The organism is Amycolatopsis sp. NPDC041971, from assembly GCF_055588925.1.
This window is the reverse complement of sequence record NZ_JBVJCE010000012.1, coordinates 105145-129635: the sequence shown is the minus strand read 5'-3', so window position 1 is coordinate 129635 and position 24491 is coordinate 105145. Positions and strand designations below refer to the sequence as shown.

General features: G+C 69.2%; 31 protein-coding genes and 1 pseudogene. 13 read left to right on the top strand and 19 right to left on the bottom strand.

Features of this window, described 5'->3' with window-relative positions:
- Positions 1-131: 131 nt before the first annotated feature.
- From trpA to ACZ6DT_RS23570, 5 genes are all read right to left on the bottom strand, one after another.
- A complete protein-coding gene (gene trpA, locus ACZ6DT_RS23590; protein WP_465598879.1) occupies positions 132-923 on the bottom strand; it encodes a tryptophan synthase subunit alpha in 792 nt (263 codons plus the stop codon).
- Positions 920-2149 (bottom strand): tryptophan synthase subunit beta, encoded by a 1230-nt coding sequence (gene trpB / locus ACZ6DT_RS23585; RefSeq protein WP_465598877.1) that lies wholly within the window; start codon positions 2147-2149, stop codon positions 920-922. The genes trpA and trpB overlap by 4 nt, the downstream gene beginning before the upstream one ends.
- Positions 2146-2955 carry an indole-3-glycerol phosphate synthase TrpC gene (gene trpC, locus ACZ6DT_RS23580; RefSeq protein ID WP_020630310.1) on the bottom strand — a complete coding sequence of 270 codons (810 nt, stop codon included), beginning with the start codon at positions 2953-2955 and terminating at the stop codon, positions 2146-2148. Before trpC ends, trpB begins: the two co-directional genes overlap by 4 nt.
- A 192-nt stretch (positions 2956-3147) precedes the next feature.
- On the bottom strand, positions 3148-3654 hold the full coding sequence (locus ACZ6DT_RS23575; protein ID WP_465599169.1) for a Trp biosynthesis-associated membrane protein: 507 nt from the start codon (positions 3652-3654) through the stop codon (positions 3148-3150).
- Positions 3655-3712: 58 nt separating this feature from the next.
- Complete coding sequence (locus ACZ6DT_RS23570; protein WP_465598875.1) at positions 3713-5275, bottom strand: anthranilate synthase component I; 1563 nt, start codon at positions 5273-5275, stop codon at positions 3713-3715.
- Between the two features lie 95 nt (positions 5276-5370).
- Between ACZ6DT_RS23570 and ACZ6DT_RS23565 the strand changes: the two genes are divergently transcribed.
- The gene (locus tag ACZ6DT_RS23565) at positions 5371-5976 is read left to right on the top strand and encodes a TetR/AcrR family transcriptional regulator (protein ID WP_465598873.1); all 606 of its coding nucleotides are present in this window, start codon (positions 5371-5373) and stop codon (positions 5974-5976) included.
- 521 nt (positions 5977-6497) lie between these two features.
- Here ACZ6DT_RS23565 and hisI read toward each other — a convergent pair.
- From hisI to hisF, 3 genes are read right to left on the bottom strand one after another with little or no spacing between them, the layout of a single operon-like run.
- Complete coding sequence (gene hisI / locus ACZ6DT_RS23560) at positions 6498-6854, bottom strand: phosphoribosyl-AMP cyclohydrolase (protein ID WP_465598871.1); 357 nt, start codon at positions 6852-6854, stop codon at positions 6498-6500.
- Complete coding sequence (locus ACZ6DT_RS23555; RefSeq protein ID WP_465598869.1) at positions 6844-7233, bottom strand: hypothetical protein; 390 nt, start codon at positions 7231-7233, stop codon at positions 6844-6846. Before ACZ6DT_RS23555 ends, hisI begins: the two co-directional genes overlap by 11 nt.
- Positions 7230-8003 carry an imidazole glycerol phosphate synthase subunit HisF gene (gene hisF, locus ACZ6DT_RS23550; RefSeq protein ID WP_125789636.1) on the bottom strand — a complete coding sequence of 258 codons (774 nt, stop codon included), beginning with the start codon at positions 8001-8003 and terminating at the stop codon, positions 7230-7232. The genes ACZ6DT_RS23555 and hisF overlap by 4 nt, the downstream gene beginning before the upstream one ends.
- 182 nt (positions 8004-8185) lie before the next feature.
- Here hisF and ACZ6DT_RS23545 point away from each other — a divergent pair, with 182 nt between their 5' ends.
- The 5 genes and pseudogenes from ACZ6DT_RS23545 to ACZ6DT_RS23525 form a co-directional block, all read left to right on the top strand.
- The gene (locus ACZ6DT_RS23545; RefSeq protein ID WP_465598866.1) at positions 8186-9427 is read left to right on the top strand and encodes a phytase; all 1242 of its coding nucleotides are present in this window, start codon (positions 8186-8188) and stop codon (positions 9425-9427) included.
- 90 nt (positions 9428-9517) lie between these two features.
- Entirely contained in the window at positions 9518-10027 is a 510-nt protein-coding gene (locus tag ACZ6DT_RS23540) for a SigE family RNA polymerase sigma factor (protein WP_465598864.1), read from the top strand.
- Positions 10024-11022 (top strand): hypothetical protein, encoded by a 999-nt coding sequence (locus tag ACZ6DT_RS23535; RefSeq protein ID WP_465598863.1) that lies wholly within the window; start codon positions 10024-10026, stop codon positions 11020-11022. Before ACZ6DT_RS23540 ends, ACZ6DT_RS23535 begins: the two co-directional genes overlap by 4 nt.
- Positions 11023-11147: 125 nt before the next feature.
- Positions 11148-11534: a PPOX class F420-dependent oxidoreductase gene (locus ACZ6DT_RS23530; RefSeq protein ID WP_465598862.1), complete on the top strand. Its 387-nt coding sequence runs from the start codon at positions 11148-11150 to the stop codon at positions 11532-11534.
- Between the two features lie 125 nt (positions 11535-11659).
- A pseudogene (locus ACZ6DT_RS23525) lies at positions 11660-11959 on the top strand (Panacea domain-containing protein); the annotation flags it as partial.
- 41 nt (positions 11960-12000) lie between these two features.
- Here the strand turns inward: ACZ6DT_RS23525 and ACZ6DT_RS23520 are convergent.
- Complete coding sequence (locus ACZ6DT_RS23520) at positions 12001-12279, bottom strand: hypothetical protein (RefSeq protein WP_465599180.1); 279 nt, start codon at positions 12277-12279, stop codon at positions 12001-12003.
- Between ACZ6DT_RS23520 and ACZ6DT_RS23515 the strand changes: the two genes are divergently transcribed.
- Entirely contained in the window at positions 12267-12752 is a 486-nt protein-coding gene (locus ACZ6DT_RS23515; RefSeq protein ID WP_465598860.1) for a Fic/DOC family protein, read from the top strand. The two genes, ACZ6DT_RS23520 and ACZ6DT_RS23515, sit on opposite strands and share 13 nt — an antisense overlap.
- A gap of 56 nt (positions 12753-12808) precedes the next feature.
- Here ACZ6DT_RS23515 and ACZ6DT_RS23510 read toward each other — a convergent pair whose 3' ends face one another.
- The 3 genes from ACZ6DT_RS23510 to hisH all read right to left on the bottom strand — a co-directional run bounded on the left by ACZ6DT_RS23510 (position 12809) and on the right by hisH (position 14609).
- The gene (locus ACZ6DT_RS23510; protein ID WP_465598858.1) at positions 12809-13159 is read right to left on the bottom strand and encodes a DUF1330 domain-containing protein; all 351 of its coding nucleotides are present in this window, start codon (positions 13157-13159) and stop codon (positions 12809-12811) included.
- 79 nt (positions 13160-13238) lie between these two features.
- A complete protein-coding gene (gene priA, locus ACZ6DT_RS23505; protein WP_007029948.1) occupies positions 13239-13976 on the bottom strand; it encodes a bifunctional 1-(5-phosphoribosyl)-5-((5-phosphoribosylamino)methylideneamino)imidazole-4-carboxamide isomerase/phosphoribosylanthranilate isomerase PriA in 738 nt (245 codons plus the stop codon).
- 9 nt (positions 13977-13985) lie between these two features.
- Complete coding sequence (hisH, locus tag ACZ6DT_RS23500; RefSeq protein WP_465599167.1) at positions 13986-14609, bottom strand: imidazole glycerol phosphate synthase subunit HisH; 624 nt, start codon at positions 14607-14609, stop codon at positions 13986-13988.
- 124 nt (positions 14610-14733) lie between these two features.
- Here hisH and ACZ6DT_RS23495 point away from each other — a divergent pair, with 124 nt between their 5' ends.
- From ACZ6DT_RS23495 to ACZ6DT_RS23485, 3 genes are all read left to right on the top strand, one after another.
- Entirely contained in the window at positions 14734-14913 is a 180-nt protein-coding gene (locus ACZ6DT_RS23495) for a hypothetical protein (RefSeq protein WP_465598856.1), read from the top strand.
- A 72-nt stretch (positions 14914-14985) separates the two neighbouring features.
- A complete protein-coding gene (locus ACZ6DT_RS23490; RefSeq protein ID WP_465598854.1) occupies positions 14986-16158 on the top strand; it encodes an acyl-CoA dehydrogenase family protein in 1173 nt (390 codons plus the stop codon).
- A gap of 40 nt (positions 16159-16198) precedes the next feature.
- Positions 16199-16867 carry an NIPSNAP family protein gene (locus tag ACZ6DT_RS23485; RefSeq protein ID WP_465598852.1) on the top strand — a complete coding sequence of 223 codons (669 nt, stop codon included), beginning with the start codon at positions 16199-16201 and terminating at the stop codon, positions 16865-16867.
- Here the strand turns inward: ACZ6DT_RS23485 and ACZ6DT_RS23480 are convergent.
- Genes ACZ6DT_RS23480 through ACZ6DT_RS23470 form a run of 3 tightly spaced genes read right to left on the bottom strand, consistent with a single transcriptional unit; the run spans position 16853 to position 18879 of the window.
- Positions 16853-17281, bottom strand: a complete 429-nt coding sequence (locus ACZ6DT_RS23480; RefSeq protein WP_465598850.1) for an NUDIX hydrolase — start codon at positions 17279-17281, stop codon at positions 16853-16855. The two genes, ACZ6DT_RS23485 and ACZ6DT_RS23480, sit on opposite strands and share 15 nt — an antisense overlap.
- A 10-nt stretch (positions 17282-17291) precedes the next feature.
- Positions 17292-18182, bottom strand: coding sequence for a transketolase family protein (locus ACZ6DT_RS23475; RefSeq protein ID WP_465598848.1), 891 nt, complete (start codon positions 18180-18182; stop codon positions 17292-17294).
- A gap of 4 nt (positions 18183-18186) precedes the next feature.
- Positions 18187-18879, bottom strand: a complete 693-nt coding sequence (locus tag ACZ6DT_RS23470) for a transketolase (protein ID WP_465598847.1) — start codon at positions 18877-18879, stop codon at positions 18187-18189.
- A gap of 52 nt (positions 18880-18931) precedes the next feature.
- Between ACZ6DT_RS23470 and soxR the strand changes: the two genes are divergently transcribed.
- Entirely contained in the window at positions 18932-19393 is a 462-nt protein-coding gene (gene soxR, locus ACZ6DT_RS23465) for a redox-sensitive transcriptional activator SoxR (RefSeq protein WP_465598845.1), read from the top strand.
- A gap of 46 nt (positions 19394-19439) precedes the next feature.
- Positions 19440-19988: an RNA 2'-phosphotransferase gene (locus ACZ6DT_RS23460; protein WP_465598843.1), complete on the top strand. Its 549-nt coding sequence runs from the start codon at positions 19440-19442 to the stop codon at positions 19986-19988.
- Here the strand turns inward: ACZ6DT_RS23460 and ACZ6DT_RS23455 are convergent.
- Together ACZ6DT_RS23455 and ACZ6DT_RS23450 are read right to left on the bottom strand one after the other, a co-directional pair.
- Positions 19985-20857 (bottom strand): prenyltransferase/squalene oxidase repeat-containing protein, encoded by an 873-nt coding sequence (locus ACZ6DT_RS23455; protein WP_465598841.1) that lies wholly within the window; start codon positions 20855-20857, stop codon positions 19985-19987. The genes ACZ6DT_RS23460 and ACZ6DT_RS23455 overlap by 4 nt on opposite strands.
- A gap of 46 nt (positions 20858-20903) precedes the next feature.
- Positions 20904-21473 (bottom strand): TetR/AcrR family transcriptional regulator, encoded by a 570-nt coding sequence (locus tag ACZ6DT_RS23450; protein WP_465598839.1) that lies wholly within the window; start codon positions 21471-21473, stop codon positions 20904-20906.
- Positions 21474-21633: 160 nt separating this feature from the next.
- On the opposite strand from ACZ6DT_RS23450, the gene ACZ6DT_RS23445 reads away from it, so the two are divergent.
- On the top strand, positions 21634-23814 hold the full coding sequence (locus tag ACZ6DT_RS23445; RefSeq protein WP_465598837.1) for an MMPL family transporter: 2181 nt from the start codon (positions 21634-21636) through the stop codon (positions 23812-23814).
- 119 nt (positions 23815-23933) lie between these two features.
- Here the strand turns inward: ACZ6DT_RS23445 and ACZ6DT_RS23440 are convergent, their stop codons facing one another.
- Both ACZ6DT_RS23440 and ACZ6DT_RS23435 read right to left on the bottom strand, forming a co-directional pair.
- The gene (locus ACZ6DT_RS23440; protein ID WP_465598835.1) at positions 23934-24308 is read right to left on the bottom strand and encodes an NADAR domain-containing protein; all 375 of its coding nucleotides are present in this window, start codon (positions 24306-24308) and stop codon (positions 23934-23936) included.
- Positions 24283-24438 carry a hypothetical protein gene (locus ACZ6DT_RS23435; protein WP_465598833.1) on the bottom strand — a complete coding sequence of 52 codons (156 nt, stop codon included), beginning with the start codon at positions 24436-24438 and terminating at the stop codon, positions 24283-24285. Before ACZ6DT_RS23435 ends, ACZ6DT_RS23440 begins: the two co-directional genes overlap by 26 nt.
- Positions 24439-24491 lie beyond the last annotated feature (53 nt).

Sequence of the window (24491 nt, the reverse complement as noted above, 5' to 3'; positions counted from 1 at the left end):
AGGGGGGGATAGGGGGGGCTTTGTGGAAAAGAAGACGGAGGGACGCCGGTTGTTGGGAGGCGTGGTTGGGGTGGTTCGGGGTGTTGTTTTCTCCCCCCCCCCCCCCCCCCCCCCCACGACCAACGTGAGGATCAAGCGGGGGCGACGGTCTTCCGCACCCCGGCGGCCAGTTCGGCCGAAAGCTCCCGAACCGCGTCCAGTCCGCTCGCGGCGGCGGTCACCAGCGCCGAGCCGACGATGACGCCGTCGGCGAAACCGGCGACCTGCGCCGCCTGCGCACCGGAACGGACGCCGAGCCCGACACCGATCGGCAGGTCCGTATGCGCACGGGCCCGCGCGACCAGGTCCTCGGCGTGCACGCCGACCTGGTCACGGGCGCCTGTCACGCCCATCACCGCGGTGGCGTACACGAAGCCCGAAGAGGCCTCGACGGTCTTCGCGATCCGCTCCTCCGAGGAGGACGGCGCGACCAGGAAGATCCGGTCCAGAGCATGCTGCTCGGAGGCGGCCATCCACTCGTCGGCCTCGTCCGGGATCAGGTCCGGGGTGATCATGCCGAGCCCGCCCGCGGCGGCGAGGTCCCGCGCGAAGCGATCGACGCCGTAACGGTGCACCGGGTTCCAGTACGTCATCACGACGGCCTTGCCACCGCGCGACGACACCGACTCGACGACCTCGAACAGGTGCTTGAGCTTGAACCCACTGGAAAGCGCGCTCACCGACGCGGCCTGGATGGTCGGCCCGTCCATCACCGGGTCCGAGTAGGGCACGCCCACCTCGACCAGGTCGGCGCCGCCGTCGACCACCGCGGCCAGCAGGTCCTTCGACCCGTCGACCGTGGGGAAACCCGCCGGGAGGTACCCGATCAGGGCTCCACGCCCCTCCGCCCGCGTCGCCGCGAAGAGTTCAGTCAACCCGCTCATGCGTTCTCCACCAGGCCGAAGTACTTCGCGGCGGTGTCCATGTCCTTGTCGCCACGACCGGACAGGTTCACGATGATCAGGCCCTCGGGACCGAGTTCGCGGCCGAGCACCAGCGCGCCGGCCAGCGCGTGCGCCGACTCGATGGCCGGGATGATGCCCTCGGTGCGCGAAAGCAGCTTGAACGCGTCCATCGCCTCGGCGTCGGTCACCGGCCGGTACTCGGCGCGGCCGCTGTCCTTGAGCCACGAGTGCTCCGGGCCGACGCCCGGGTAGTCGAGACCCGCGGAGATCGAGTGCGACTCGACGGTCTGGCCGTCCTCGTCCTGCAGCAGATACGTCATCGCGCCGTGCAGGTTGCCCGGGGTGCCCTTGGTCAGCGTGGCGCCGTGGCGGTTGCCCTCGATGCCCTCGCCGCCCGGCTCCAGACCGACGAGCCGGACGTCCGGGTCGTCGATGAAACCGTGGAAGATGCCGATCGCGTTGGATCCACCGCCGACGCAGGCCGCGACGGCGTCCGGCAGGCGGCCGGCCTGCTCCAGGATCTGGACGCGGGCCTCCTCGCCAATGATCTTGTGGAAGTTGCGCACCATCATCGGGAACGGGTACGGGCCCGCCGCCGTGCCGAACAGGTAGTGCGTGGTGTCGGCGTTGGTGACCCAGTCGCGCAGGGCCTCGTTGATGGCGTCCTTGAGCGTGCGCGAGCCGGTCTTCACCGGGATGACCTCGGCGCCGAGCAGCTTCATGCGGGCGACGTTCAGCGCCTGCCGCTCGGTGTCGACCTCGCCCATGTAGACGATGCATTCCAGGTCCAGCAGCGCGCAGGCGGTGGCGGTGGCCACGCCGTGCTGACCGGCCCCGGTCTCGGCGATAACCCGCTTCTTGCCCATCCGCTTGGTGAGCAATGCCTGGCCCAGCACGTTGTTGATCTTGTGCGAACCGGTGTGGTTCAGATCTTCGCGCTTGAGGAAGACCCGGGCGCCGCCGGCGTGTTCACCGAAGCGCTTGGCCTCGGTGAGCAGCGACGGACGACCGGCGTAGTCACGCAGAAGTCGCCGGAACTCGTTGACGAAGTCCGGGTCGCTCCGCGCCTTGTCGTACTCGGCCGCGACCTCGTCGACGACGCCGATCAGGGCCTCGGGCATGAACCGGCCGCCGTACGGGCCGTAGTAGCCCCGGTCGTCCGGATCGTGCTCGCCGTGGGGTTCTTCGTGGTACTCAGTGGTCATCGAGAAGGCCTCGGGCAGGCAGGGTGCGATCCGGCGGTGACAAGCTTGACCAGCGCGCCCTTCGGGTCACCCGAAGCGACGAGCCCTTCGCCCACGAGGACGGCGTCGGCACCGTGACCCGCGTAGGACATCAGGTCACCGGGACCGCGCACACCGGACTCGGCGATCTTGAAGACGTCCATCGGCAGGCCGGGGGCCAGCCGCGAGAAGACGTCACGATCGACCTCGAGGGTGTGCAGGTTGCGGGCGTTGACGCCGATCACCTTCGCGCCGGCTTCGAGGGCCTTGTCGGCCTCTTCGGCGTTGTGGATCTCGACCAGCGCGGTCATCCCGAGGGACTCGACCCGGTCCAGCAACGCGATCAGGGCGTTCTGCTCCAACGCCGCCACGATCAGCAGGACCATGTCCGCGCCGTGCAGCCGCGCCTCGTGGACCTGGTACGGGCTGACGATGAAGTCCTTGCGCAGCACCGGGATGTCCACCGCCGCGCGGACCGCGTCGAGGTCGGCGAGCGAACCGCCGAACCGCCGCTGCTCGGTCAGCACGCTGATCACCCGGGCGCCGCCGTCGGCGTAGTCCTTCGCCAGCGCGGCCGGATCCGGGATCTCGGCCAGATCGCCCTTGGACGGGCTGCGCCGCTTCACCTCGGCGATGACGCCGATACCGGACTCGCGCAGGGCCGCGAGCACGTCTCGAGGGGGCGCGACCTGGGTCGCGCGCTTCTTCAGTTCGTCGAACGGCAGAACCGCCTCGCGCTCGGCGAGATCGGCGCGGACGCCGGCGACGATGTCTTCGAGCACGCTCACCGGAGTCCCTCACCGGCTGTCGTACTCACGGTTTCCTTCGCAAGGTCGCTCACAAAAACCTTCCCCTTCCCGCCGAAACGATGCTAACCCCCGCACGGATACGGCCTGGTTCCGGGTATGTCCGTTACTCCGAATGCCAACCGTGTCATCTTTGCCGGGAAAGATCTCCGAAACCCGCGAATTCCGTTGTCGTCACCGGGTCGCGGTGGGATCTTCGCCTTCGGACAGCGCCTCCCACAGCTCGGTCTCCGGATCCTTCGCGACCTTCTTCTTCGCCGACGGCGACGAGTACTTCGCGCCGAGGCGAGGCATCCGGCCCGCGCCCTTGATGGCTGCCAACCCGCCCGCCGTCACGAGAATTCCCCCGAGGATCGCGAGGCCGCGGGCTCCCAGCATCTGGGCGACCGGGAGGCCGTCGGCGAACCCGCTCAACGAGCCGCCCGCCACGCCGATCCACACCGCGGCGACACCGGCCACCGCGAGTACCACGCCGAGCACCCGGCGTGGCCAGCCGCCGGTGGCGATCAGCCCCGCCGTACCGGCGAGCGCCAGCAACGCGAGCGGAATCAGCGCGACCACACGCTGTGAACCGATTTCCCTGTACAGCACCGTGCCGCGCACGCCGCCGTCGCGGAACTCCGCGAACCACACGAGCTGCGAAGCTCCCCACAACGCGACCGCGCCCAGCAGCAGGCCCATCACGGCGATCCACAGTGGACGCTTGGCCTTCCTCGACGGCGGGGCGGCTTCCGGGGCCTCAGACACGAGTGCTGTCACCCGCCTGGTCGAGTTCGTCCGCCGCGATCATCGTCTGCGCGGCCGCGACGGCGGACAGCACGGTGCGGGCCTTGTTGAGCGACTCGTTGTCCTCGTAGTCGGCCACCGAATCGGCGACGACTCCCCCGCCCGCCTGGACGTACGCGGTGCCGTCCTTCATCAGCGCGGTGCGGATCGCGATCGCGGTGTCGGCGTCCCCGGCGAAGTCGAGGTACCCGACGACGCCGCCGTAGAGCGCCCTGCGCGTCGGCTCCAGCTCCTCGATCAGCTGCATCGCGCGGACCTTCGGCGCGCCCGAGAGCGTCCCGGCCGGGAAACACGCGGTGACCGCGTCGAAGGCCGTCTTGCCGTCGAGGAGTTCGCCGGTGACCGTGGAGACGATGTGCATGACGTGGCTGTAGCGCTCGACGTCGAAGAAGTCGACGACGCGCACGGTGCCGGGCTTGCAGACCTTGCCGAGGTCGTTGCGGCCGAGGTCGACGAGCATCAGGTGCTCGGAGCGTTCCTTCTCGTCCGCGAGCAGGTCCTTGGCCAGCTGCGCGTCCTCTTCCGGATCGGCGCCGCGCCAACGGGTGCCCGCGATCGGATGCGTGGTCGCGCGGCCGTCCCGGACGGTGACCAGCGACTCCGGGCTTGACCCGACGATGTCGAAGCCGTCCAGGCGCAGCAGGTACATGTACGGGCTCGGATTGGACGTGCGCAGGACGCGGTAGACGTCCAGCGCGTCGGCCCGGGTCTCGATCTCGAATCGTTGCGACGGCACGATCTGGAACGCTTCGCCCGCCTTGATCGCCTCGACGGCCTTTTCGACGGCCGCGTGGAAGTCCGGCTTGGAGCGGCGGCGCGTGAATTCGGGCGCGGGGCGATCGAAGACGGCGGCCGTGGCCGGAGCCGCGACGTGCAACTGCTTGGTCATCGCGTTCAAACGCGCGACGGCGTCGTCGTACGCCGCGTCGACACGCTCGGGGGAGTCGTCCCAGTTGACCGCGTTGGCGATCAACGTGACGGTGCCCTCGTGATGGTCGAAAGCGGCCAGGTCCGTCGCCAGGAGCATGGTGAGCTCGGGGATGTCGAGGTCACGCTCGGCGAGTTCGGGGAGCCGCTCGAGCCAGCGGACGGCGTCGTAGCCGATGTAGCCGACCATGCCACCGGTGAGCGGAGGCATCCCGGGCAGCTGCTCGGTGTGGAGCGCGGCGACGGTCTCGCGCAGCACGGTGAGCGGATCGCCCTCGGTCGGCAGGCCGACCGGCGGGGTGCCCGTCCAGACGGCCTCCCCGTCACGCACGGTCAGCGCGGCGGGGCTGTCGACGCCGATGAACGACCATCGGCTCCAGGAAGCGCCGTTCTCCGCCGATTCGAAGAGGAACGTCCCCGGCCGGTCGGCGGCGAGCTTGCGGTAGACCCCGATGGGGGTCTCACCGTCGGCGAGCACGCGGCGGACAACGGGGATGACGCGACGGCCCTCGGCGAGTGCGCGGAACTCGTCGCGCGAAGGGCTGACCGAGCCGAGCCCCGACGGGCTGGCGTTTGCGGCGCTGACCATGCCGCTCATTGTGCTGCAACGGTCGGTGGGTCCGGGACCGGGGGCGAAATTCAAGTATTGTTGAATTTTACGCCGGGTCCGTTCATGATGGCGCCATGGCTGGTGAAGACACTACCGCTCGACGCCGGGGACGGCGGCCCGGCGGACAGGACACCCGCACCGCGCTGATCGAGGCGGCGCGGGTGGTGTTCGGGGAGAGCGGCTTCGACGGCGCGACCGTGCGCGCGATCGCGACGCGTGCCGGGGTCGACGCGGCGATGGTCAACCACTGGTTCGGCAGCAAGGAAGGCCTCTTCGGGCAAGCCATCCTGAAGCTCCCCTTCGACCCGCGCGAGCTCCTCGCCGAACTGACCGACGGCCCCGACGACGAGTTCGGGCAGCGGATCGTGCGGACCTTCCTCACCCGGTGGGACGGCGCGGGCGGCGACGTGTTCCAGGCCCTCGTCCGCAGCGTCGCCGGACACGAGCAGGCGGCCCAGGTGCTGCGGGGGTTCTTCCAGAACTTCTTCACCAAGGTGATCGGCGACATCGGCTCGGACGACATCGAACTGCGGACGACCCTGTGCGCGTCCCAGCTGGTCGGCATGGGCATGGTCCGGTACGTCGCGAAGTTCGAACCGATGGCTTCGAGTGAGATCGAGCCGCTGGTGACCGCGATCGCGCCGACGATGCAGCGCTACCTGACCGGGAAGATCGACTGACTCGGTCCGTGCGGCCGGTCCCGCGCGGCGGTTTCGCGTGCTCGGACGGACGGCACCCGTGTTTGGATGGACGTCCGATCAGGCTGTGTCCGGCTCGATCTCCTTGACGGGGACCGTGTGGGGCCGGTCCTCGAAGAAGCGTCCGCGCGGGAAGATCACGATCATGTCCGTTTCCCTCGCCGCCGATGAAGACGGGACTTTCTGGAGCCCCTTGGCGCGACGGCTCGACCTTTTCCACCGCGCCCTGTTCGCGTATCAGTGGGCCACGGCATTTCCGGAGAACGAGTTCATGTCGCTCCGGGGCGACCGTGAACCGCGCCCGAGCGGGCAAGTGAGCAGGTGGCTGGAGCGAGCAGCCTCCGGGTGCTCCCGCCGGTCAGCAGCGCCAGCGTGCCCGGCACCACCTGCACGAAGAAGATCTTGAACCGCCGGGCGGTGCTGCCGGTCGCGATCAGCGACGATGTACAGGTGGATCAGGGCGACGATCCCGACCAGGACGTTGGCGACGACGCTCACCGGTTCTACTCGCTCGCGTCGGCCAGCAGCAGCCGTTCGCCGGTGTCGAAGCAGGTGTGCGTGCCGGTGTGACAGGCCGGGCCGGTCTGGTCGACGCGCAGCAGGACGGTGTCGCCGTCGCAGTCGATCCGCACCTCGCGCACGTGCTGGACGTGGCCGGAGGTCTCACCCTTGACCCATAGTTCCTTGCGGCTGCGCGAGTAATAGGTGCCGCGCCGCGTCGTGAGGGTGCGTTCCAGCGCCTCGTCGTTCATCCACGCCATCATCAGCACGTCCGATGTGGAGTGTTCGACGACGACGGCGGCGATCAGCCCGTCGGCGTTGCGTTTCAAGCGATCCGAGAGGGCGGGGTCAAGCGTCATTCGTGGCTCCGAGAAGGTGCCGTTTCACCGGCATCGAATTAAGCAGGACAGCCGTGTAGATATAGCCGGCGAAGAGGAGCCCGGAAACGATCTTCACCCAGAAGAGTTCCGCCGCCAGCATGGAAAGCGCGTGCAGCAACGCGAACAGGAAGCTGACGCCGAAACCGGCGAACCGCGCCGAGGACATCCTCAGCACGAGCCCCGCCACGACGAGCCCGCCGAGGACCAGCGACGTCCCCGGCAACAGGAACGTCCGCGCGGAGGAGTACGGCGCGAACATGAGGATCCCGGCCATCCCGAGGTAGGCGAGGGCGAGCCCGAGCAGCAGCGAGCAGACGACCTTGACCTCGGTGGCGGCCTTCCACTTGGTCGGCATCACCGGACCACCACTCCCCCGGCGCGCAGCGCGCCCTTGACTTCGCCGATCTTCAACTGTCCGAAGTGGAACACGCTGGCCGCGAGCACCGCGTCCGCGCCGGCCTCGACGGCGGGCAGGAAGTGCTCGAGCGCGCCGGCGCCGCCGCTGGCGATCACCGGGACGCGGACCGCGCGGCGCACCTGGCGCAGGAGTTCGAGGTCGAAGCCGTTCTTGGTGCCGTCGGCGTCCATCGAGTTGAGCAGGATCTCGCCGACGCCGAGTTCTTCCCCGCGCGCGGCCCACTCGACGGCGTCGATCCCGGTGCCGCGGCGCCCGCCGTGCGTGGTCACCTCGAATCCGGACGGTGTCGGTTCGGTCCCCTCTGGCACCCGGCGCGCGTCCACCGACAGCACGACGCACTGCGCGCCGAACCGGCGGGACGCCTCGCGCAGGAACTCCGGCCGCGCGATGGCGGCGGTGTTGATGCTCACCTTGTCCGCGCCGGTGCGCAGCAACCGGTTGACGTCGTCGTTCGTGCGCACGCCGCCACCGACGGTGAGCGGAATGAACACCTGCTCCGCGGTCCGGCGGACGACGTCGAAGGTGGTCTCGCGGTCTCCGGAGGACGCCGTGACGTCGAGGAACGTGAGCTCGTCCGCACCCTCGGCGTCGTAGAGGCGGGCGAGTTCGACGGGGTCGCCGGCGTCGCGCAGGTCGGCGAAGTTGACGCCCTTCACCACACGTCCCGCGTCGACGTCGAGACACGGGATGACCCTGACTGCGACTGACATGGGGACAAGCGTAGTCAAGAGCCGTTCCGAGCTCGCGAGATGGCGGCCGGGGCGGACAGGGCGCGGGAGGAACCGCGCCCACACGCGGATGATCGGGTTCGCGATGCCGGCGCCGGTCGCGCGGCACTACCTGACCGCCGACGTTCACCGGCCGGTCACCCCGCGCGGCTAGCTTCCCGGGAATGCGCATCGCTGCTCTCCTCCCCCTCCCCGTGTTGGCGGCCTCCCTGCTGGTCGCCACGCCCGCCGAAGCGGGCCGAAATCCCTCGCCCGTCGCGCAGACCAGGGCGTTCGTCGATGACGCCGGCGCGGACCCGGCGAACGCGGACGCCGACGACCCGGCGATCTGGGTCCATCCGGCGGATCCCGCGCGGAGCGTCGTGCTCGGCACGCTCAAGGAAGGCGGGCTGGCCGCGTTCGACCTGAAGGCGCGCCAGCTCCAGCATCTCCCGGCTCCGAAGGCGCCCACCGAGGACGCGGCACCGGGCCGGTTCAACAACGTCGACGTCGTCGGTGATCTCGCGGTGGTGAGCGACCGCGGCCGGGACCGCGTGCGCGTCCACCGGATCGATCCCGCCGGTGCCGCGGCGGGCTCGCGGGTGCTGCGGGATGTCACGGATCCTTCCGCCGCACCGGTCTTCTCCGCCTCGGAGTCCGAAGTGGACGAACAGCGGACGGCGTACGGGCTCGCCGCCGGACGCGACCCGCGCACCGGCACGCGCTGGGTCGCGGTCACCCGGCGGCACGAGACCCGCGTGGCGCTCTTGCGACTTGTCGACAAACCGGGCGGCACCGTCGGCACCGCCCCGATCGGCACGGTGGACCTGCCGTCGGAGTTCCGGCTGCCGAACGGGAAGACATGGTCGCCGTGCGGCGAACCGGACGAGCGCCCGCAGCTGGAAGGTTCGGTGCTCGATGTCGAGCACCGCGCGCTCTACACCGCGCAGGAAGACGTAGGGATCTGGCGGATCCCGGTGCACGACAACGGTTTCGGCCGGCCCGAGCTGATCGACAAGGTACGTTCGTTCGGGGCACCGCAGCGTTTCGACGAGGCGACCGAGGAATGCGTCGCCGACGGTCCCGACCCCGGTTTCGGCGGTGCCTGGCTGACCGCGGACGCCGAAGGGCTGGCGCTGGCCGACGGCAAGTTGCTCGCGTCGAGCCAGGGTGACTCGCGTTTCGTCGTCTACGACCGCGCGGGCACACCGCGGCGCGGCTTCCGGATCGTCGCCGGGCGCGGGACCGATTCGGTCGAGCACTCCGACGGCGCCGCGATCACCACCAGGCCGCTGGGCCCGTTGTTCCCGCACGGCCTGCTGGTGGTACACGACGGCGAACGCCGACCGGCGGCCACCGATCCCTCGGGCGAGGAACCGGCCACGACCGGGTTCGCCTTCGTCCGGCTGGAGACCGCCGTGCGGTGATCACGTTCACTCCAGAAAATTTCGGTCCCGATGCATCAGCCAGGTGGTCTCGCGCGTCTTTGGAGGGAGACCACCGGCTGAGGGGGACGAGTGCCTGCGACCTTCGACGAGTTCGTCGCGGATCGCCTGGACGGGCTCCTGCGCTACGCGACCGTCCTGACCGACGATCCGTACCTGGCGCAGGACATCGTGCAGGAGGTACTGCTGCGCGCTCAGCAACGCTGGCCGAAGATCGACTCGCCGCCGACGTACGTCCGCCGGATGGTGACCAACGAGTACCTCTCGTGGCGAAGGCGGCTGGCGGTCCGCCGGGCGGTGCCGTCGTCCCCGGAAGTCCTCGACCTTCTCAGCCCACCGATCTCCGACCACTCCATCGAGTACGACGAACGCGACGCGATGCTGGACAGGCTCGCGAAGCTCCCGCGTAAACAACGCGCCGCGATCGTGCTCCGCTACTACGAGAACTACTCCGACGAGGAGATCGGCGCGGTACTCCGCTGCGCGACGTCGACCGTGCGCAGCCAGATTTCGCGCGCGCTCACGACGCTGCGGGAAACCGGGCCGTCCCCGTCCGTTCAGCCCACGGGAGCCCGCAAATGACCCGACTGAGTGAAGAACGCACCGAGGATCTGGTCCGGGAGAGCCTCGAACACCTGGCGACGCGGGCGCCCGACGGGGCCGAGATCCGTGAGGTGCTGGCCCAACGATCCCGAAGCCGGTCGAAGATGGCCTTGGCACTGGTCGCGGCGGCGGTCGCGATCATCGCGCTCGGCGTGCCACTCGGCCTGCGGGCCTTCACCGCGGTTCCCCCCGCCGCAGAGCGCAACGCCGATTGGGCGGTGCTGCCGTACAAGCCAGGCTGGCTGCCCGCCGGTTTCCGGGAAACGAGCCGGGCCGCGAAGCCTTACCCCGCGCCGCAGTCGAGGTCTTGGAGCAACTCCGGCACCGGCGGCCTCGAACTGACGAGCACGCCGTTGAGCGAACGGTCCGGCCCGTGGACGATCGCGCCCGCGCCGGACCAGATCATCGTGCGCGGCAGGGTGGGCAGGGCCGTCGAGGTCTCCGGCCAGGGGATGGTGCTGACCTGGTCGCCCGACGACGTCTACGTGCTGACCCTGAAGTTGTCCGACGTCAAGGACCCGCGCGCGATCGGTGAGCGGATCGCCGAGGAGATGGTCCGGGACGACCGCGCCCGGGTCTCGGGCGAGCTGCGGTTCGGACGGCTGCCCGCCGATCTCGAGCTGTCCGGGGTGAAGACGTTCGTGAAGATCAGCGGGGGCGTGACCGAACTGGAGGCCGCGCCGGCCGGGCAGCCCACCGCGGCGGCTGTCGTCACGGCGTCACTCAGCGGCGACCGGCCGGAAGCGGACGACGCGGAACCGATTCCCGTCACGGTGAGGGGCCGCGACGGCAGCTACCTCCCCGAACGGGAAGGAGCGCTCGGACAGCAGAACGCGGTGGTCGCCGTCCAGCTCGAAGGCGGGCGGTGGCTCACCGTATCGGGCAAACGGGACAAGGCCGCCCTGGTCGACGTCGCCGACAGCCTGCAGATCGTTCCCGGCGACTACAGCTGGTTCGGGAAGCCGCCGGAATAGTGACGGGCGGGCGGGGATTGTCGGCGTCGGATCGTCGCGGGCGGCGAGGTCACCGTGCTCGGCCATCCCGCGGGCAGCCCGCCGCGGCGACGGCTGATCGGCGCCGGACGCCCTAGACTCTCCACATGGGATCGGAGTTCGAGCGGATCGCCGCCGAGAAGTACGTCGTCCTGACCACCTTCCGCAAGAACGGCACCCCGGTGCCGACCCCGGTCTGGGCGGCGGGCGACGGCGGCGAACTGGTGCTCTGGTCCGAGCGGAAGGCGGGCAAGGTCAAGCGCATCCGCAACAGCGGCCGGGTCGAGGTCCAGGCCTGCGACTTCCGCGGCAACAACACCCACGGCGACGTCGTCGCGGGCGAGGCGCGACTGCTGGACCTCGACGGGACCGAACGCGTGCGCAAGGTGATCGCGCGCAAGTACGGGATCACCGGGCGGGTGACGATGTTCTTCAGCGGTTTGCGTGGCCCGAAGGACCGGACCGTGGGGATCGCGATCAAGCTGGCGGAATGACACGGTCCACCGGGCGGTTCACCACGTTTGACATTCTCGAACACAAGTTCGATCATGGATGATCCGGCACCTCGCCGCCGACGGCTCTCAGGTACCCGGCGAGAGACCCCGCACGGTAGAACGAGATGGATCAGAGGAGGTGGCAGCCGTGGCCAGTGCACGTGACGTGGTTGCCGCCGTGCTGGCTCACCGGCCCGATCACGACGATGAAGCTCCAGAAGTTGCTCTATTACTCGCAAGCGTGGCATCTGGTGTTCCAGCGCGAACCGATGTTCGACGAGAAGATCGAGGCCTGGCCTCAGGGGCCCGTCACCCCGTCGATCTTCGCCGGACACCGGAAGCAATACCAGGTGACGAACTGGCCGAACGGCCGGGCCGACGCACTGACAGAACCCGAGAACGCGACGCTGACCTGGGTAATGCACAAGTACGCCCATTATTCGGCCGAGACTTTGTCTCGGATGACTCATATGGAGTCCCCCTGGCGGGTCGCCCGGGGGATAGTCGCCGAAAACGAGAAGTCCTCCAGGCGATACCGCATGACCAGATGCGTCACTTCTATGCCCGGCAAATCGCCGACGTCGACGTCGCGGTCGCCCAGGCGGCGGCAAGCGCGGCCATGGAAGGCATAGATCTCGACGACGACTGGCAACGGAATCTCCGCGATGTCGCGGCGAGAACACGCACTGCCGACGACTTGGTCGCCGAAGAAATAGAGCGAGCCCGCCAGCAGTGAGCGACCCATACAGCCTTCCCGATGGGGAGTGCCTTCGCAACGAACTGAACATCGAAGACGCCGAGGTATTCAAACAGGTCGAGGCACGCATCGTCAGTATTCGAGATGTCGAGCTTGCTCGTCAAAGCCTCCCTGGCGAATACACCCTCGAGCATCTGCAGAGCTTTCACCGCGCACTCTTCAAGGACGTCTACGACTGGGCCGGAAAGTTCTGCTCATGGAGATTCGTCGACGAGCAGACCTCGGCCGTACTGGGAAACCTCGAAACCGACGGTTGGCTGCTCGGCCTGAACCGGGACAGGTTCCTTGAGCGGCTCGCTTGGTACTACTCCGGATTGAATGCCATGCACCCGTTTCGCGAAGGCAATGGGCGAACACTGCGAGCCTTCCTGCGACAACTGTCCGCAGCGGCGGCTGGCGGCTCGACTGGTCCGCCCTCAACAAGGAGGACAACAACGCCGCGTCCAGCCACAGCCTGCTGACGACTGAGACGACCGAGCTGGTCAAGGTACTCAGCCCCGTGATCGTCCGTCTGTGATCAGGCCTGAGCCTGCGACGCCCGCAGTCCCGCCGCCATCGCCGCCGAGTCGTGGTCGGGCCCGCATCCCTCCACCAGGATCAGGTCACCGGGGATGTGGTCCACCCGGAGGCGCAGGATCTCCCGGTAGGCGGGCGAGTCGTACCACTCGTGAGCGGCGTCGAGGCTCGGGAACTCGATCATCACCAGCGCCCCGGGCCACTCTCCCTCGACGACCTGCACCTCGGCTCCGTGCACGAGGAACCGGCCGCCGAAGGGATCGAGCGTGGCCTGGATCCGTTCCAGGTACTCGAAGACCTCCTCGGCCGGCACGGGTGCGGGGCGCAGGTGGGCGATTCCGTAGGCGGTCATGATTCCCTCCAGGTTTTGTCGTCCTGGAAGGAATCCTGACCGAACGAGCGCGTTGCGTCGATTACCCGGGAGGTAAAGCTCAGAACTCCGCGACGGCGGCGAGTGCCTCGGGCAGGGTGAACGCACCGGCGTAGAGCGCCTTGCCGACGATGGAGCCTTCGACACCGTCGCGGGCCAGCGCGGCCAGCGCGCGGAGATCGTCCACACTGGACACGCCGCCGGAGGCGATGACCGGCGCGTCGGTGCGGGCGGCGACCTCGCGGAGCAGGTCGATGTTCGGGCCCTGGAGGGTGCCGTCCTTGCTCACGTCGGTGACGACGTAACGCTGCGCGCCGTCGCGGTCGAGCCGGTCGAGGACCTCCCAGAGGTCACCGCCGTCCTGCGTCCAGCCGCGGGCGGACAGCCGGTGCCCGGCCTCGGTGATCCGCACGTCCAGCCCGATGGCGACGCGGTCGCCGTAGGAGGAGACGACCTTCGCGGTCCACTCCGGGTCCTCGAGCGCCGCGGTGCCGAGGTTCACCCGGCGGGCGCCGGTGGCCAGCGCGGCCTCCAGCGAGGCGTCGTCGCGGATGCCCCCGGACAGCTCCACCTGGACGTCCAGCTTCGCCACGACATCGGCGAGCAGTTCACGGTTGGAGCCCTTGCCGAAGGCGGCGTCGAGGTCCACCAGATGGATCCACTCCGCACCGTCACGCTGCCAGGCGAGGGCCGCCTCCAGCGGGCTGCCATAGGAGGTTTCGGTGCCGGCCTCGCCCTGGACGAGTCGCACGGCCTGGCCATCTGCCACATCAACGGCGGGAAGGAGCGTGAAAGTCACGCGCCCACTCTAAGCGAGGGTGTTCAGCCAGTTGCGCAGCAGGTACGCCCCGGCGTCCCCGGACTTCTCCGGGTGGAACTGCGTCGCCCACAGCGGCCCGTTCTCGACGGCGGCGACGAAGTCCTGACCGTGGTTCGCCCAGGTCACCTTGGGTTGCCGCCCGGCGAGACCGGAGTCCAGTTCCCAGGTCCGCGCGGCGTAGGAGTGCACGAAGTAGAACCGCGTGTCCGCGTCGAGACCGGCGAACAGTCGCGAGTCTTCCGGGGCACGGACGGTGTTCCAGCCCATGTGCGGCAGGACGTCGGCCTCCAGTTTGTCGACCGTGCCCGGCCACTCACCGGCACCCTCGGCCTCCACGCCGTGTTCGACCCCGCGTTCGAACAGGATCTGCATGCCGACGCAGATGCCCAGTACCGGACGGCCGCCGGCGAGGCGCTTGCCGATGATCTTCTCCCCCGACACCGAGCGAAGCCCCTCCATACAGGCGGAGAAGGCGCCGACACCGGGGACGACGAGGCCGTCGGCCTCGAGCGCCGCGTGGGGGTCCGCGGTGACCTCGACGTCCGCGCCGGCGCGCTGGACGGCGCGTTCGGCGGACCGGAGGTTGCCGGACCCGTAGTCCAGGATCACCACGCGAGGATTAGTCACCCGTCCAGGTTAGCGGACCGGATTCACCGTTTCGTCCTTCACTCTTCTGGGTACTAGCGACTCCGAGTGAAGGGTCGGCACTGGACCGCCCTGCACGGATGGAGGAACCATGCAGGACGCCGACGACCTGACCCGCCTGCTCCAGGCCTGGCGCGAAGACATCGACAGTGTGCCTTTCCCTACTTTCGCGGAGCTGCTGATTCCGGCGCAGAAGCGGCGCTCCGCCCCCGCCCGGACGGCCACCGCATCGGTTCAGGTGACGAAGACCACCGGATGGCGGGATCACTGACACTCGACTCCGGTCACGTGTGTGGTTTTCTTCTTGGGAAGGTGCCGCACCGAGCCGACCAGGAGTGACCGCATGAGCAACAGCCCGGATCCGCGCGACTTCCTCGATCTCGACGCCGAGCTTTCCGCCGAGGACCGGGCCATGCGGGATGCCGTGCGCTCGTATGCGCGCGATGAGCTGCTGCCCAACATCGCCGAGTGGTATGAGACGGGCGCCCTGCCCGCCGCCGACCTCGCCAAGGGATTCGGGCGGCTCGGGCTGCTCGGCATGCACCTGGAGGGTTACGGCTGCGCCGGGACCAGCGCCGTCGCCTACGGCATCGCCTGCCGCGAACTGGAGGCCGTCGACTCCGGGCTGCGCAGCTTCGTCTCGGTGCAGGGTTCGCTGGCGATGTACGCGATCCACAAATGGGGCACCGAGGAGCACAAGCAGGAGTGGCTGCCGCGGATGGCCGCCGGTGAGGCGCTCGGCTGCTTCGGCCTGACCGAACCGGACGCCGGCAGCGACCCCGGCAGCATGCGGACGCGTGCGGTGCGCGACGGCTCGGACTGGGTGCTGAGCGGTACGAAGATGTGGATCACCAACGGAACCGTGGCCGACGTCGCGGTCGTCTGGGCGCAGACCGACGACGGCGTGCGCGGCTTCGTCGTCCCCACGGGCACGCCGGGCTTCACCGCGAACGAGGTGAAGCACAAGCTGTCACTACGGGCCTCGCTGACCGCGGAACTCGTGCTCGACGGCGTCCGCCTGCCGGAGTCCGCGGCGTTCCCCGAGGTCCGTGGGCTGCGCGGGCCGCTGTCCTGCCTGAACGAAGCGCGCTACGGGATCCTATTCGGTGTCGTCGGCGCCGCTCGCTCCTGTTACGAGTCCGCGCTGGAGTACACGCTGAGCCGGGAGCAGTTCGGCAAGCCGCTGGCCGGGTTCCAGCTCACCCAGCGCAAACTCGCCGACCTCGTCGTGGAGGTCAACCGCGCCGGGCTGGTCGCACTGCGGATCGGGCGGCTCAAGGACGCCGGGACGCTGCACCACAACCACGTCAGCTTCGGCAAGCTCGCCAACGTCCGCTCCGCGCTGGAGGTCGCCAGGACCGCGCGCGCCATGCTCGGCGCCAACGGGATCTCGCTGGAGTACCCGGTGATGCGGCATATGTCGAACCTCGAAACCGTGCTGACCTACGAGGGCACCGAAGAGATGCACGCGCTCTCGCTCGGCCAGTCGGTCACCGGGCTCTCCGCCTTCCGCTGAGCCGCCGGAAACTGTCGGTGCGGGCCTTTATGGTCCGCGCATGACCGATTCCCCCGAGTTCCAGTCCGTCGTCGAGCTGCGCCGGTACACACTGCGCCCCGGCCGCCGGGACGAGCTGATCGAGCTCTTCGAGCGCGAGTTCGTGGAGAGCCAGGAAGCCTGTGGCATGCGCTTGTTCGGTCTGTTCCGCGAACCCGCGGAGCCGGACAAGTTCGTGTGGCTGCGCGGTTTCCGGGACATGGAGGCCAGGCGCGCCGCACTCGAGTCGTTCTATTACGGGCCTGTGTGGCGAGAGCACGGCCCGGCGGCGAACGAGACGATGATCGACGCCTCCGACGTCCTGCTGCTGCGGCCGTCCGGGCCGGGCTTCCCCGATCCCGGCGGTGCCGGGGATTCCCGGGTACTGGTGACGGTGTGCCATCCGGCGGGCCCCGTCAAGGAGTTCTCCGAGTACTTCGCGGACACCGTGGCTCCGGCTCTGCGGGAATCCGGTGTGGATCCGTTCGGCCACTTCGAAACGGAGCCCGCGGAGAACACCTTCCCGCGTCTTCCCGTGCGGGAGAACGAGACGGTGTTCGTCTGGTTCGCCAGGGCCACCGAAGAACACCGGGCACTCCTCGACCGGACGGGTGCCGAACTCGCGGGCGAACTCGAACGCCCTTGGCAACAGCGGGAACTGACGCCGACCGCGCGGTCAGTCCTGCGCTGAAAGGAGGTCCGCGAGTCCGGCCGGATACAGGATCGCCTTGCCGCTCGCCACGTCGGGCATCGGCAGCCAGTGCACGCGCGCGCCGTCGTCGAGCACCACGCCGACCTCGTCATTGTCGTAGAACGCCTTGTCGGCGAGGTCGGCGGTGAACAGGAACACGATCTCGTGCCCCGGCCTGCCTTCGTAGGTGTGCACGTTCTCGAGTACGGCGATCTGCTCGACCGAGGTCAGCTCCGCCGCGAGTTCCTCCTGGAATTCGCGGTGCAGCGCCTCGGCTGCGGTCTCCCCGAACTCGATCCCGCCGCCGAGCGGGCGGTGGTAGGTCTCGCCTTTGGCGTGGTCGCGCCCTTCGAACACGAGAAGGTCTTCGCCGCGGCGGATCACCCCGAGCGCGAGCGGGCGGATCTTCGTCATCCCGATGACGCTAGCGGAGGAATTCCTTCACGGACAGGGTGATCGAACCGGCGTCGAGGCCGTGCGCGAGGTCGTGATCGGCCATTTCGCCGTAGATCCGCACTTCCGCGTCACGCCGGACGCCGAGGGAGAGCAGCCGATGCGGTATTTCGGACAAAGCGTCCGACACCGCGTGCGCCGACGTCCCCGCGAGGTAAGGCTCGACCAGCACGATGTCGGTGCTCCCCGTGGCTTCGACGGCCGAGCGCAGCCCGGCGGCGTCGAACGGCCGCACGGTCGAGGTGTAGAGCACGGTCACGTCGAGATCGGTGGTCGCTTCCAGTGCCCTGTCGAGCATCGGCCCGACGGCCACCACCACTCCCCTGGCGCCTTCCCGCAACGTTTGCAGGCCCGCACCCAGATGCGGTTTCTCGTTCTCCTGCGCGGAAAGCCGGAGGTACACGCGCCCGTTGCCCGGGATGGACTCGAGCAGCAGCCGCCGGGCTTCCTCGGGATGCCCCGGCACGTGCACGGTCCAACCCGGCAGCGTGTCGATGAGGGCGACGTCGCCGGGCGCCTGATGCGTCCGCCCGGCGGTCGGCATGTCGTAGGACGCGCCCGAGGACACCAGCACGGCGCCGACGTCCTGATGCCCGAGGTCGAGTTTGACCTGCTCGAACGCCCGCTCCACGAGGAAGGACGAGAAGGTGTGGACGATCGGGCGCATCCCGGCCAGCGCCAGCCCGCCCGCGGTGCTCATCATCAGCTGTTCGCGGATGCCGACGTTGAGCACCCGGTCGGGATGTTTCCGGGCGGCGAAGGCGAGTTGTGCCGCGGAGATGTCGGCGAGCACGACGGCGACGTTCGGATCGGTGTCGAGCACCTCGGCGGCGGCGCAGAGGAACGTTTCGCGCATGTCCACGGGTTCAGCCCTTTCGCTCGACGGTCGCGACCACGGCGAGCGGCCGGTCCGGGTGGGGTGTGGTGAAGGCTTCGTAGAGCGCTTCGTGATCGCGGCCGTCGACGGTGCGGGTGGTCCAGCCCTCGACCTCGAACCGGCGCGCCAGCCCGCCGGGCCAGCCGTGCGTTGCCGAGGAGTTGTCGATGACGACGGCGGTCAGCTGCGGCATGCCGACGCGGCCCGCGATCGCGATGGCCTCGGCGTTGGAGCCCTCGTCGAGTTCCGCGTCGCCGACGAGGGTGACGACCTCGGCGTCGCGGAACCCCTTGGCACGCAGACCGAACACGGTGCCGATGGCCAGCGGGAGCCCGTGCCCGAGCGAACCGCTGGAGATCTCGGCGCCGGGAAGCCTCGCCCGATCGGGATGGTGTCCGAGCCGGGACTCGGCCGAAGTCCAATCGGCGAGTTCGTCCTCCTCGATGAACCCCTTCTTCGTCAGCACCGCGTAGTAGGCCATCGGACCGTGCCCCTTCGACAGCAGGAAGCGGTCGCGGCCCGGGTCACGGAGGTTCGCCGGGGTGATGTCGAGCACACGGTCGTAGAGCACCCACAAGACGTCCACAGTGGACTCAGCGGCAGCCTGGTGCTTCTCGTCCCCGGTCATCAACGAGATCAGCCTCGGCAGATCCTCGTAGCCGGTCTTGGTGTCAGTGGTCATGAACCGAGGTTGCAACCTCGACTTAGGTCGAAGTCAAGGCTAGCCTGGCGACGTGACGAGACTGGCTGAACACCTGAGCATCGGGCAGGTCGCCGACCGCAGTGGCGTGCCCCATACGGCTTTGCGTTTCTACGAGGACAAAGGGCTGATCAGCTCCGAGCGTTCGGCGGGCAATCAGCGCCGGTACTCGCGCTCGGTGCTGCGCCGGATCGCCTTCATCCGTGCCGCGCAGCGGGTCGGGCTCAGCCTGGACGACATCAGCTCGGCACTGGAGACCCTACCCAGGGACCACGCCCCCACCAAAGCCGACTGGGCCCGTCTCTCGCGAGGATGGCAGGACGAGCTCGACGCGCGGATCGACGCGCTGCAGCGTCTGCGCGACAGGCTGACCGGTTGCGTCGGCTGCGGCTGCCTTTCCCTGCGCAGCTGCGGGCTCTACAACGCCGACGACCAGATGTCCCGGTTCGGCCCCGGCGCGGGGAAACTGCGCCCGGCCTCCGAGGGGGGCTTCTGAAATCCGTTGCCACGCGGGTGCCGGATGTGCGTCACTGGGACGCGAAATGGACAAGAAACACCTCATCCGGGCCTCGAAACGGCTCGCACGGCATCTCCGGCACGCTCCCGGCGACATCGGGATCACCCTGACCCCCGACGGCTGGGTCGAAGTCGACACGCTGTTGGCCGCTTTGCGACGCAACGGCTTGAACCTCACCCGTGCCGAGCTCGACGAAGTGGTCGAGGGCAACGACAAACGACGCTTCGCCTTCGATGACGACGGGCTGCGGATCCGCGCCAGCCAGGGACACAGCGTCGACGTCGACCTCGCGCTGCCCGCCGCCATCCCGCCGGACGTGCTTTATCACGGCACGGTGTCCCGGTTCCTCGACGCGATCATGTACGAGGGACTCCGGCCGATGAAGCGGCATGCCGTGCACCTCTCGGCGACCGTGGACACCGCGCGGTCCGTCGGAGCCCGTCGCGGCGTCCCGGTCCTGCTCGCCGTGGAAGCACGGGAGATGACCGCCGCCGGTCACGAATTCCAGGTGAGCGCGAACGGCGTCTGGCTCACCGCCGCCGTTCCTCCGGACTTCCTGCGCCGTCTCCCCTAGATCAGGCCGTTGGCCCGCAGAAGCGACAACGTGTTCACGGTGAACATCCCGTTCCACTCCAGTGCGGCGGCGGCCGAATAGCTCGCGTAGTCGACCCGCCAGCCGCCGTCGTCGTGCCGCCCATCCGCCACCCGACGCAGATCCGCTTCGATGATCCCCGGCCGGAAGAGCTTCCGCGCCGGGCCACCGGGTTCCGGCGCGAAGTCGATCGGGCGCATGGCCTCGCCCTCGATCCCGCCGCCGACGGCGACCACACCGTCGTCCGGGACGAACCGGCCGAGTTTCTCGACCAGTCGCGGGTCACCGAGCGCGTCCACCAGCTTCATCGCGAAGGCGAGCACGAGCGCGTGCGGCGCCTCGTCGAGCTTCTCGATCTCCTCGACGCAGTAGCGGGTGGCCTTCGCGAGCCAGGGATGCGCGGCGACCGCGGGGTCGTGCGCCGCGACGCGATGCGCGGTGACCGCGACGATCGCGGTGATCTGCACCGAGGAGGCCGACGGGTCGGCGCTCGCCCAGAACGGCGCGCTGCCGAACGGATCCGGCATCGGCAACGCGAACGGGATGCCGCCGCCGGGCAGGGAGATCGAGGCGAGCCAGTCGCAGAGTTCGGCCGCGCGCGGACTGGTCGCCGGGCCGACGTCGGCGAAGACCTCGAAAGCGTGCAGCGCGCCACCGGGCTGGCTGGTCGCCGAGCGGCAGTCGGGTTCGAGCCCGTGGCCGTAACCGCCGTCGGGATTGCGGTACCCCTCCAGCGCGGCGAGCGCCGCCGCCGGGTCGCCATCGCGGAAGAGGACCTCGAACCGCCGCCTGTCCAGCAGCCGCGCCTGGGTGGCCATGAACGTGGCCGCCGTCTTCAGATCGATGTTCATACCGACAGCGTCGCGCGGATCGCGGCGGCTGTCTTGAACACATCGGTCACGAGCGGCGGCGCGGGCGGTTGTAGAGCTTGCGGCCGACGCTGAGGAGCGTTTCGCGCAGCGTCTCGTCGTCGAGAGAGGCGACCTCGGGCGAGCCGCCGGCGAGGGCGATACCGGCCAGGAGCACCTGCGCGGTGACCATCCCCAGCACGTCCGGCTCCGGGCCCGCCAGGATCTCCAGCAGCCGGTTCTTGAAGCTTTCCGAGCGGTGGACGGACTTTTCGACCGCCCGCGCGATGCCGGGGTCGCTGGAGAACAGGGCGACCAGCGCCCGGTGCCGCACCACGAGGTCGACGAAGCCGTCCAGCAGATGGTCGATCTGCGCGCCGCGGGTGCGCTGGGCGCGGGCGTCGTCGACGATGCCCTCCAGCTCGCGCAGGACGGGCTCGGCGACGGATTCGGTGATCTCCGCCTTCGTCTTGAAGTGGTAGTAAACGGCCGCCTTGGTGACCCCCAGCGCGTCCGCGATCATCTGCAGCGAGGTGCCTTCCACGCCGTGTTCGGTGAACAACCGCAACGCCGTGCGCAGTAGTCGCGTGCGGGTGTCCTCCGCCTGGACGACGTCCATGATCCCTCCTCGTTCAGCCGTCGGAGGTTACGTCAAGCGTGCCCGTCGAGCCAACCGAGTACTAGCCGTGCGGCTAGTCACACGCTTGCCGATCGGCTTGTAGCACCCTAGCCGATCGGCTAGCTTGGAATGAACCTGATCGAGTGAACGGGAGACTTCTGTGGCCAGCTTCCTGTACCGCCTGGGCCGGTTCTCGTTCCGGCGCCGGGCACTGGTGACGGCGGTGTGGGCCGTCCTCCTGGTGGCCCTCGGCGCGGGGGCGCTGACCCTGTCCGGCCAGCTTTCGAACTCGGTGACCATCCCCGGCACCGAGTCGCAGAAGGCGATCGACCAGCTCGCCGACCGGTTCCCGGAAGCCGCCGCCGGCGGCGCGACCGCGCGCGTCGTCATCTCGACGCCCGGCGACATCACCGACGCCGGCGGACAGGCGGCGATCGCGCGTCTCGTCACCGGGCTCAAGGACGCGCCGAAGGTCGCCGGCGTGGTCGACCCGCTGCGGGAGCGGGCGATCTCACCCGACAAGCACGTGGCGCTGGCGCAGGTCAGCTATCGCGTGCCGGGTTTCGAGCTCACCGACGCCGACCGCGACGGCCTGATGGCCGCGGCGGATTCGGCCAAGGCCGCCGGGTACACGGTGGAGTTCGGCGGTGACGCCGTCCAGGCGATGCCCGCCACGAACGCCACCGAAGGCCTCGGTGTCGCCGTCGCCGCCATCGTCCTGATCATCACCTTCGGCTCATTGCTCGCGGCCGGGATCCCGCTGCTGACCGCGCTCATCGGCGTCGGCATCGGCATGGCGGGCATCACGACGGCGTCCGGTTTCCTCGAACTGAACACGAACACACCGGTGCTCGCGCTGATGATCGGCCTCGCCGTCGGCATCGACTACGCCCTCTTCATCGTTTCCCGCTATCGGCACGAACTGACACTCGGCCGCGATCCCGAGGAGGCCGCCGGACGTGCCACCGGCACGGCGGGCTCCGCCGTGGTGTTCGCCGGACTGACCGTGATCATCGCGCTGGCGGGTCTGACCGTCGTCGGCATCCCGTTCCTCGGCGAGATGGGCGTCGCGGCGGCGATCACCGTCGCCATCGCGGTCGTCATCGCACTGACCCTGCTGCCCGCCATCCTCGGCTTCGCGGGCGGCAAACTGGCAGGCGGCAAGATCCGCTTGCGCCGCAAGGAAAACGCGACGACGCACGGCGAGCGCTGGGCGCGTTTCGTGGCCCGCCACCGGATCCCGGTGCTGATCGCCGCGATCGCCGGACTCGCGGTCGTCGCCGTCCCGGCCGCGAGCATGCAGCTCGGCCTGCCGAACGACAGCACCGCGGCGCCGGACACCACCCAGCGCAAGGCCTACGACACCGTCGCCCGCAGCTTCGGCGAAGGCGCGAACGGGCCGCTCGTGATCGTCGTCGACCTCGCGGGCAGCACCGACCGGCAGTCCGCGCTCCAGCGGGCGGCCACGGGTATCGGCGGACTCCCCGAGCGTCCGATCGTCACGCCGCCGAAGGTCAACCGGGACGGTGACCTCGCGCTGCTGACCGTCATCCCGAAGAGCGGCCCGAGCAGCACCGCGACCGAAGACCTCGTCAGCGACATCCGCGGCCTCAACGCGACCCTGGGCACGGCCACCGGCGCGTCGCTGGCGGTGACCGGCCAGACCGCGGCCAACATCGACGTCTCGGAGAAACTCGCCGACGCCATGCTGCCCTATCTCGCGCTGATCGTCGGGCTCGCGTTCCTGTTGCTGATGCTGGTGTTCCGGTCGATCGTGGTCCCGCTGAAGGCGACGTTGGGCTTCCTCGGCTCCGTGGTCGCGACGTTCGGCGCCGTGGTGGCGGTGTTCCAGTGGGGCTGGCTCACCGACCTGCTCGGGGTGAAGACGACCGGGCCGATCATGAGCATGCTGCCGATCCTGCTGATCGGTGTGCTGTTCGGGCTCGCGATGGACTACCAGGTGTTCCTGGTGACTCGGATGCGGGAGGAATACGTCCACGGTGCCGACCCGCAGCAGGCGATGGTCACCGGTTTCCGGCACGGCTCCCGTGTCGTGGTGGCCGCCGCGCTGATCATGATCAGCGTGTTCGCCGGATTCGTCCTCGCGGAGTCGTCGCTGATCCAGTCGATCGGGTTCGCACTGGCCTTCGGGGTGCTCGTCGACGCGTTCGTGATCCGGATGACCATCGTGCCGGCGCTGATGTCCCTGCTCGGACGCGGTGCCTGGTGGCTGCCGAAGTGGCTGGATCGGGTACTGCCGGACGTCGACGTCGAAGGCGAGAAGCTCGCGAAGCAGCTGGACGCTCCTGACGAACGGGAGCTGGTCGACGCCTCGAAGTAGCCGCCGTTGAAGGTCGCGGAAAGCGGCTTCCGCGACACACCACCTTCGCCTCGCCCCACAATAAGTACGTGAAGGCCCTCTTCATTGCGCTAGACGCGGTGAAGGGGGCCTTCACGTACTCAGGCGAGCGCCGCGCGGGCCTCTTCCAGCGCGAAGCCGAGCAGGTTCAGGCCGCGCCGGCATTCCGCGTTTTCGACGTGCGGATGGTCGGCGGCGAGTCCGATCCCCCAGACGGCGTCCAGCGGACTGGCCTCGGCCAGCACGCGGTTCTTGGTGCCGAGCGGGAAGTCGCGCAGGTCCGGATGCCGGACGAACTTCGCGATCGTTCCGTCGAGGACGATGCCGTAGCGCTCGTCCTCCCAGCGACTCTGGAGCCGGACGACCTCGACGATCGAGCGCGGGTTTCCGGACATGCCGGTAAGCCTGCTCGTCGTCGTCGCGGCGCGCAGCCGATTTACCAGGCGGCGCTCAGACGAGCCAAGCGATGGCGCCACCGATGGCCAGCAGCGCGCCGATCCCCAGCACGACGGCCAGGAACTTGACGCTCTTCCAGGTCGCGTAGACGCCGCCGATCAGGAAGCCGCCGAGCGCGAACAGCAGCACAGCGATGGTCGTGTTACTCACGCCCGCCACCCTGCCACACATCCACCATCCCGACACCGCCGGGCCCGGGCCTT

What these genes read in the sequence shown, in the direction of transcription:
- ACZ6DT_RS23485 (WP_465598852.1), top strand. Translation starts at nt 16,199, where the DNA reads ATGACCGATTCCCCCGAGTTCCAGTCCGTCGTCGAGCTGCGCCGGTAC.
- ACZ6DT_RS23510 (WP_465598858.1), bottom strand. Translation starts at nt 13,159, where the DNA reads ATGACCGCCTACGGAATCGCCCACCTGCGCCCCGCACCCGTGCCGGCC.
- ACZ6DT_RS23545 (WP_465598866.1), top strand. Translation starts at nt 8,186, where the DNA reads ATGCGCATCGCTGCTCTCCTCCCCCTCCCCGTGTTGGCGGCCTCCCTG.
- ACZ6DT_RS23535 (WP_465598863.1), top strand. Translation starts at nt 10,024, where the DNA reads ATGACCCGACTGAGTGAAGAACGCACCGAGGATCTGGTCCGGGAGAGC.
- ACZ6DT_RS23495 (WP_465598856.1), top strand. Translation starts at nt 14,734, where the DNA reads ATGCAGGACGCCGACGACCTGACCCGCCTGCTCCAGGCCTGGCGCGAA.
- ACZ6DT_RS23450 (WP_465598839.1), bottom strand. Translation starts at nt 21,473, where the DNA reads ATGGACGTCGTCCAGGCGGAGGACACCCGCACGCGACTACTGCGCACG.
- ACZ6DT_RS23520 (WP_465599180.1), bottom strand. Translation starts at nt 12,279, where the DNA reads ATGGGTCGCTCACTGCTGGCGGGCTCGCTCTATTTCTTCGGCGACCAA.
- ACZ6DT_RS23530 (WP_465598862.1), top strand. Translation starts at nt 11,148, where the DNA reads ATGGGATCGGAGTTCGAGCGGATCGCCGCCGAGAAGTACGTCGTCCTG.
- trpA (WP_465598879.1), bottom strand. Translation starts at nt 923, where the DNA reads ATGAGCGGGTTGACTGAACTCTTCGCGGCGACGCGGGCGGAGGGGCGT.
- ACZ6DT_RS23455 (WP_465598841.1), bottom strand. Translation starts at nt 20,857, where the DNA reads ATGAACATCGATCTGAAGACGGCGGCCACGTTCATGGCCACCCAGGCG.
- ACZ6DT_RS23460 (WP_465598843.1), top strand. Translation starts at nt 19,440, where the DNA reads ATGGACAAGAAACACCTCATCCGGGCCTCGAAACGGCTCGCACGGCAT.
- hisF (WP_125789636.1), bottom strand. Translation starts at nt 8,003, where the DNA reads ATGTCAGTCGCAGTCAGGGTCATCCCGTGTCTCGACGTCGACGCGGGA.
- ACZ6DT_RS23575 (WP_465599169.1), bottom strand. Translation starts at nt 3,654, where the DNA reads ATGGGCCTGCTGCTGGGCGCGGTCGCGTTGTGGGGAGCTTCGCAGCTC.
- ACZ6DT_RS23565 (WP_465598873.1), top strand. Translation starts at nt 5,371, where the DNA reads ATGGCTGGTGAAGACACTACCGCTCGACGCCGGGGACGGCGGCCCGGC.
- trpB (WP_465598877.1), bottom strand. Translation starts at nt 2,149, where the DNA reads ATGACCACTGAGTACCACGAAGAACCCCACGGCGAGCACGATCCGGAC.
- ACZ6DT_RS23480 (WP_465598850.1), bottom strand. Translation starts at nt 17,281, where the DNA reads ATGACGAAGATCCGCCCGCTCGCGCTCGGGGTGATCCGCCGCGGCGAA.
- hisI (WP_465598871.1), bottom strand. Translation starts at nt 6,854, where the DNA reads ATGACGCTTGACCCCGCCCTCTCGGATCGCTTGAAACGCAACGCCGAC.
- ACZ6DT_RS23490 (WP_465598854.1), top strand. Translation starts at nt 14,986, where the DNA reads ATGAGCAACAGCCCGGATCCGCGCGACTTCCTCGATCTCGACGCCGAG.
- ACZ6DT_RS23570 (WP_465598875.1), bottom strand. Translation starts at nt 5,275, where the DNA reads ATGGTCAGCGCCGCAAACGCCAGCCCGTCGGGGCTCGGCTCGGTCAGC.
- ACZ6DT_RS23470 (WP_465598847.1), bottom strand. Translation starts at nt 18,879, where the DNA reads ATGACCACTGACACCAAGACCGGCTACGAGGATCTGCCGAGGCTGATC.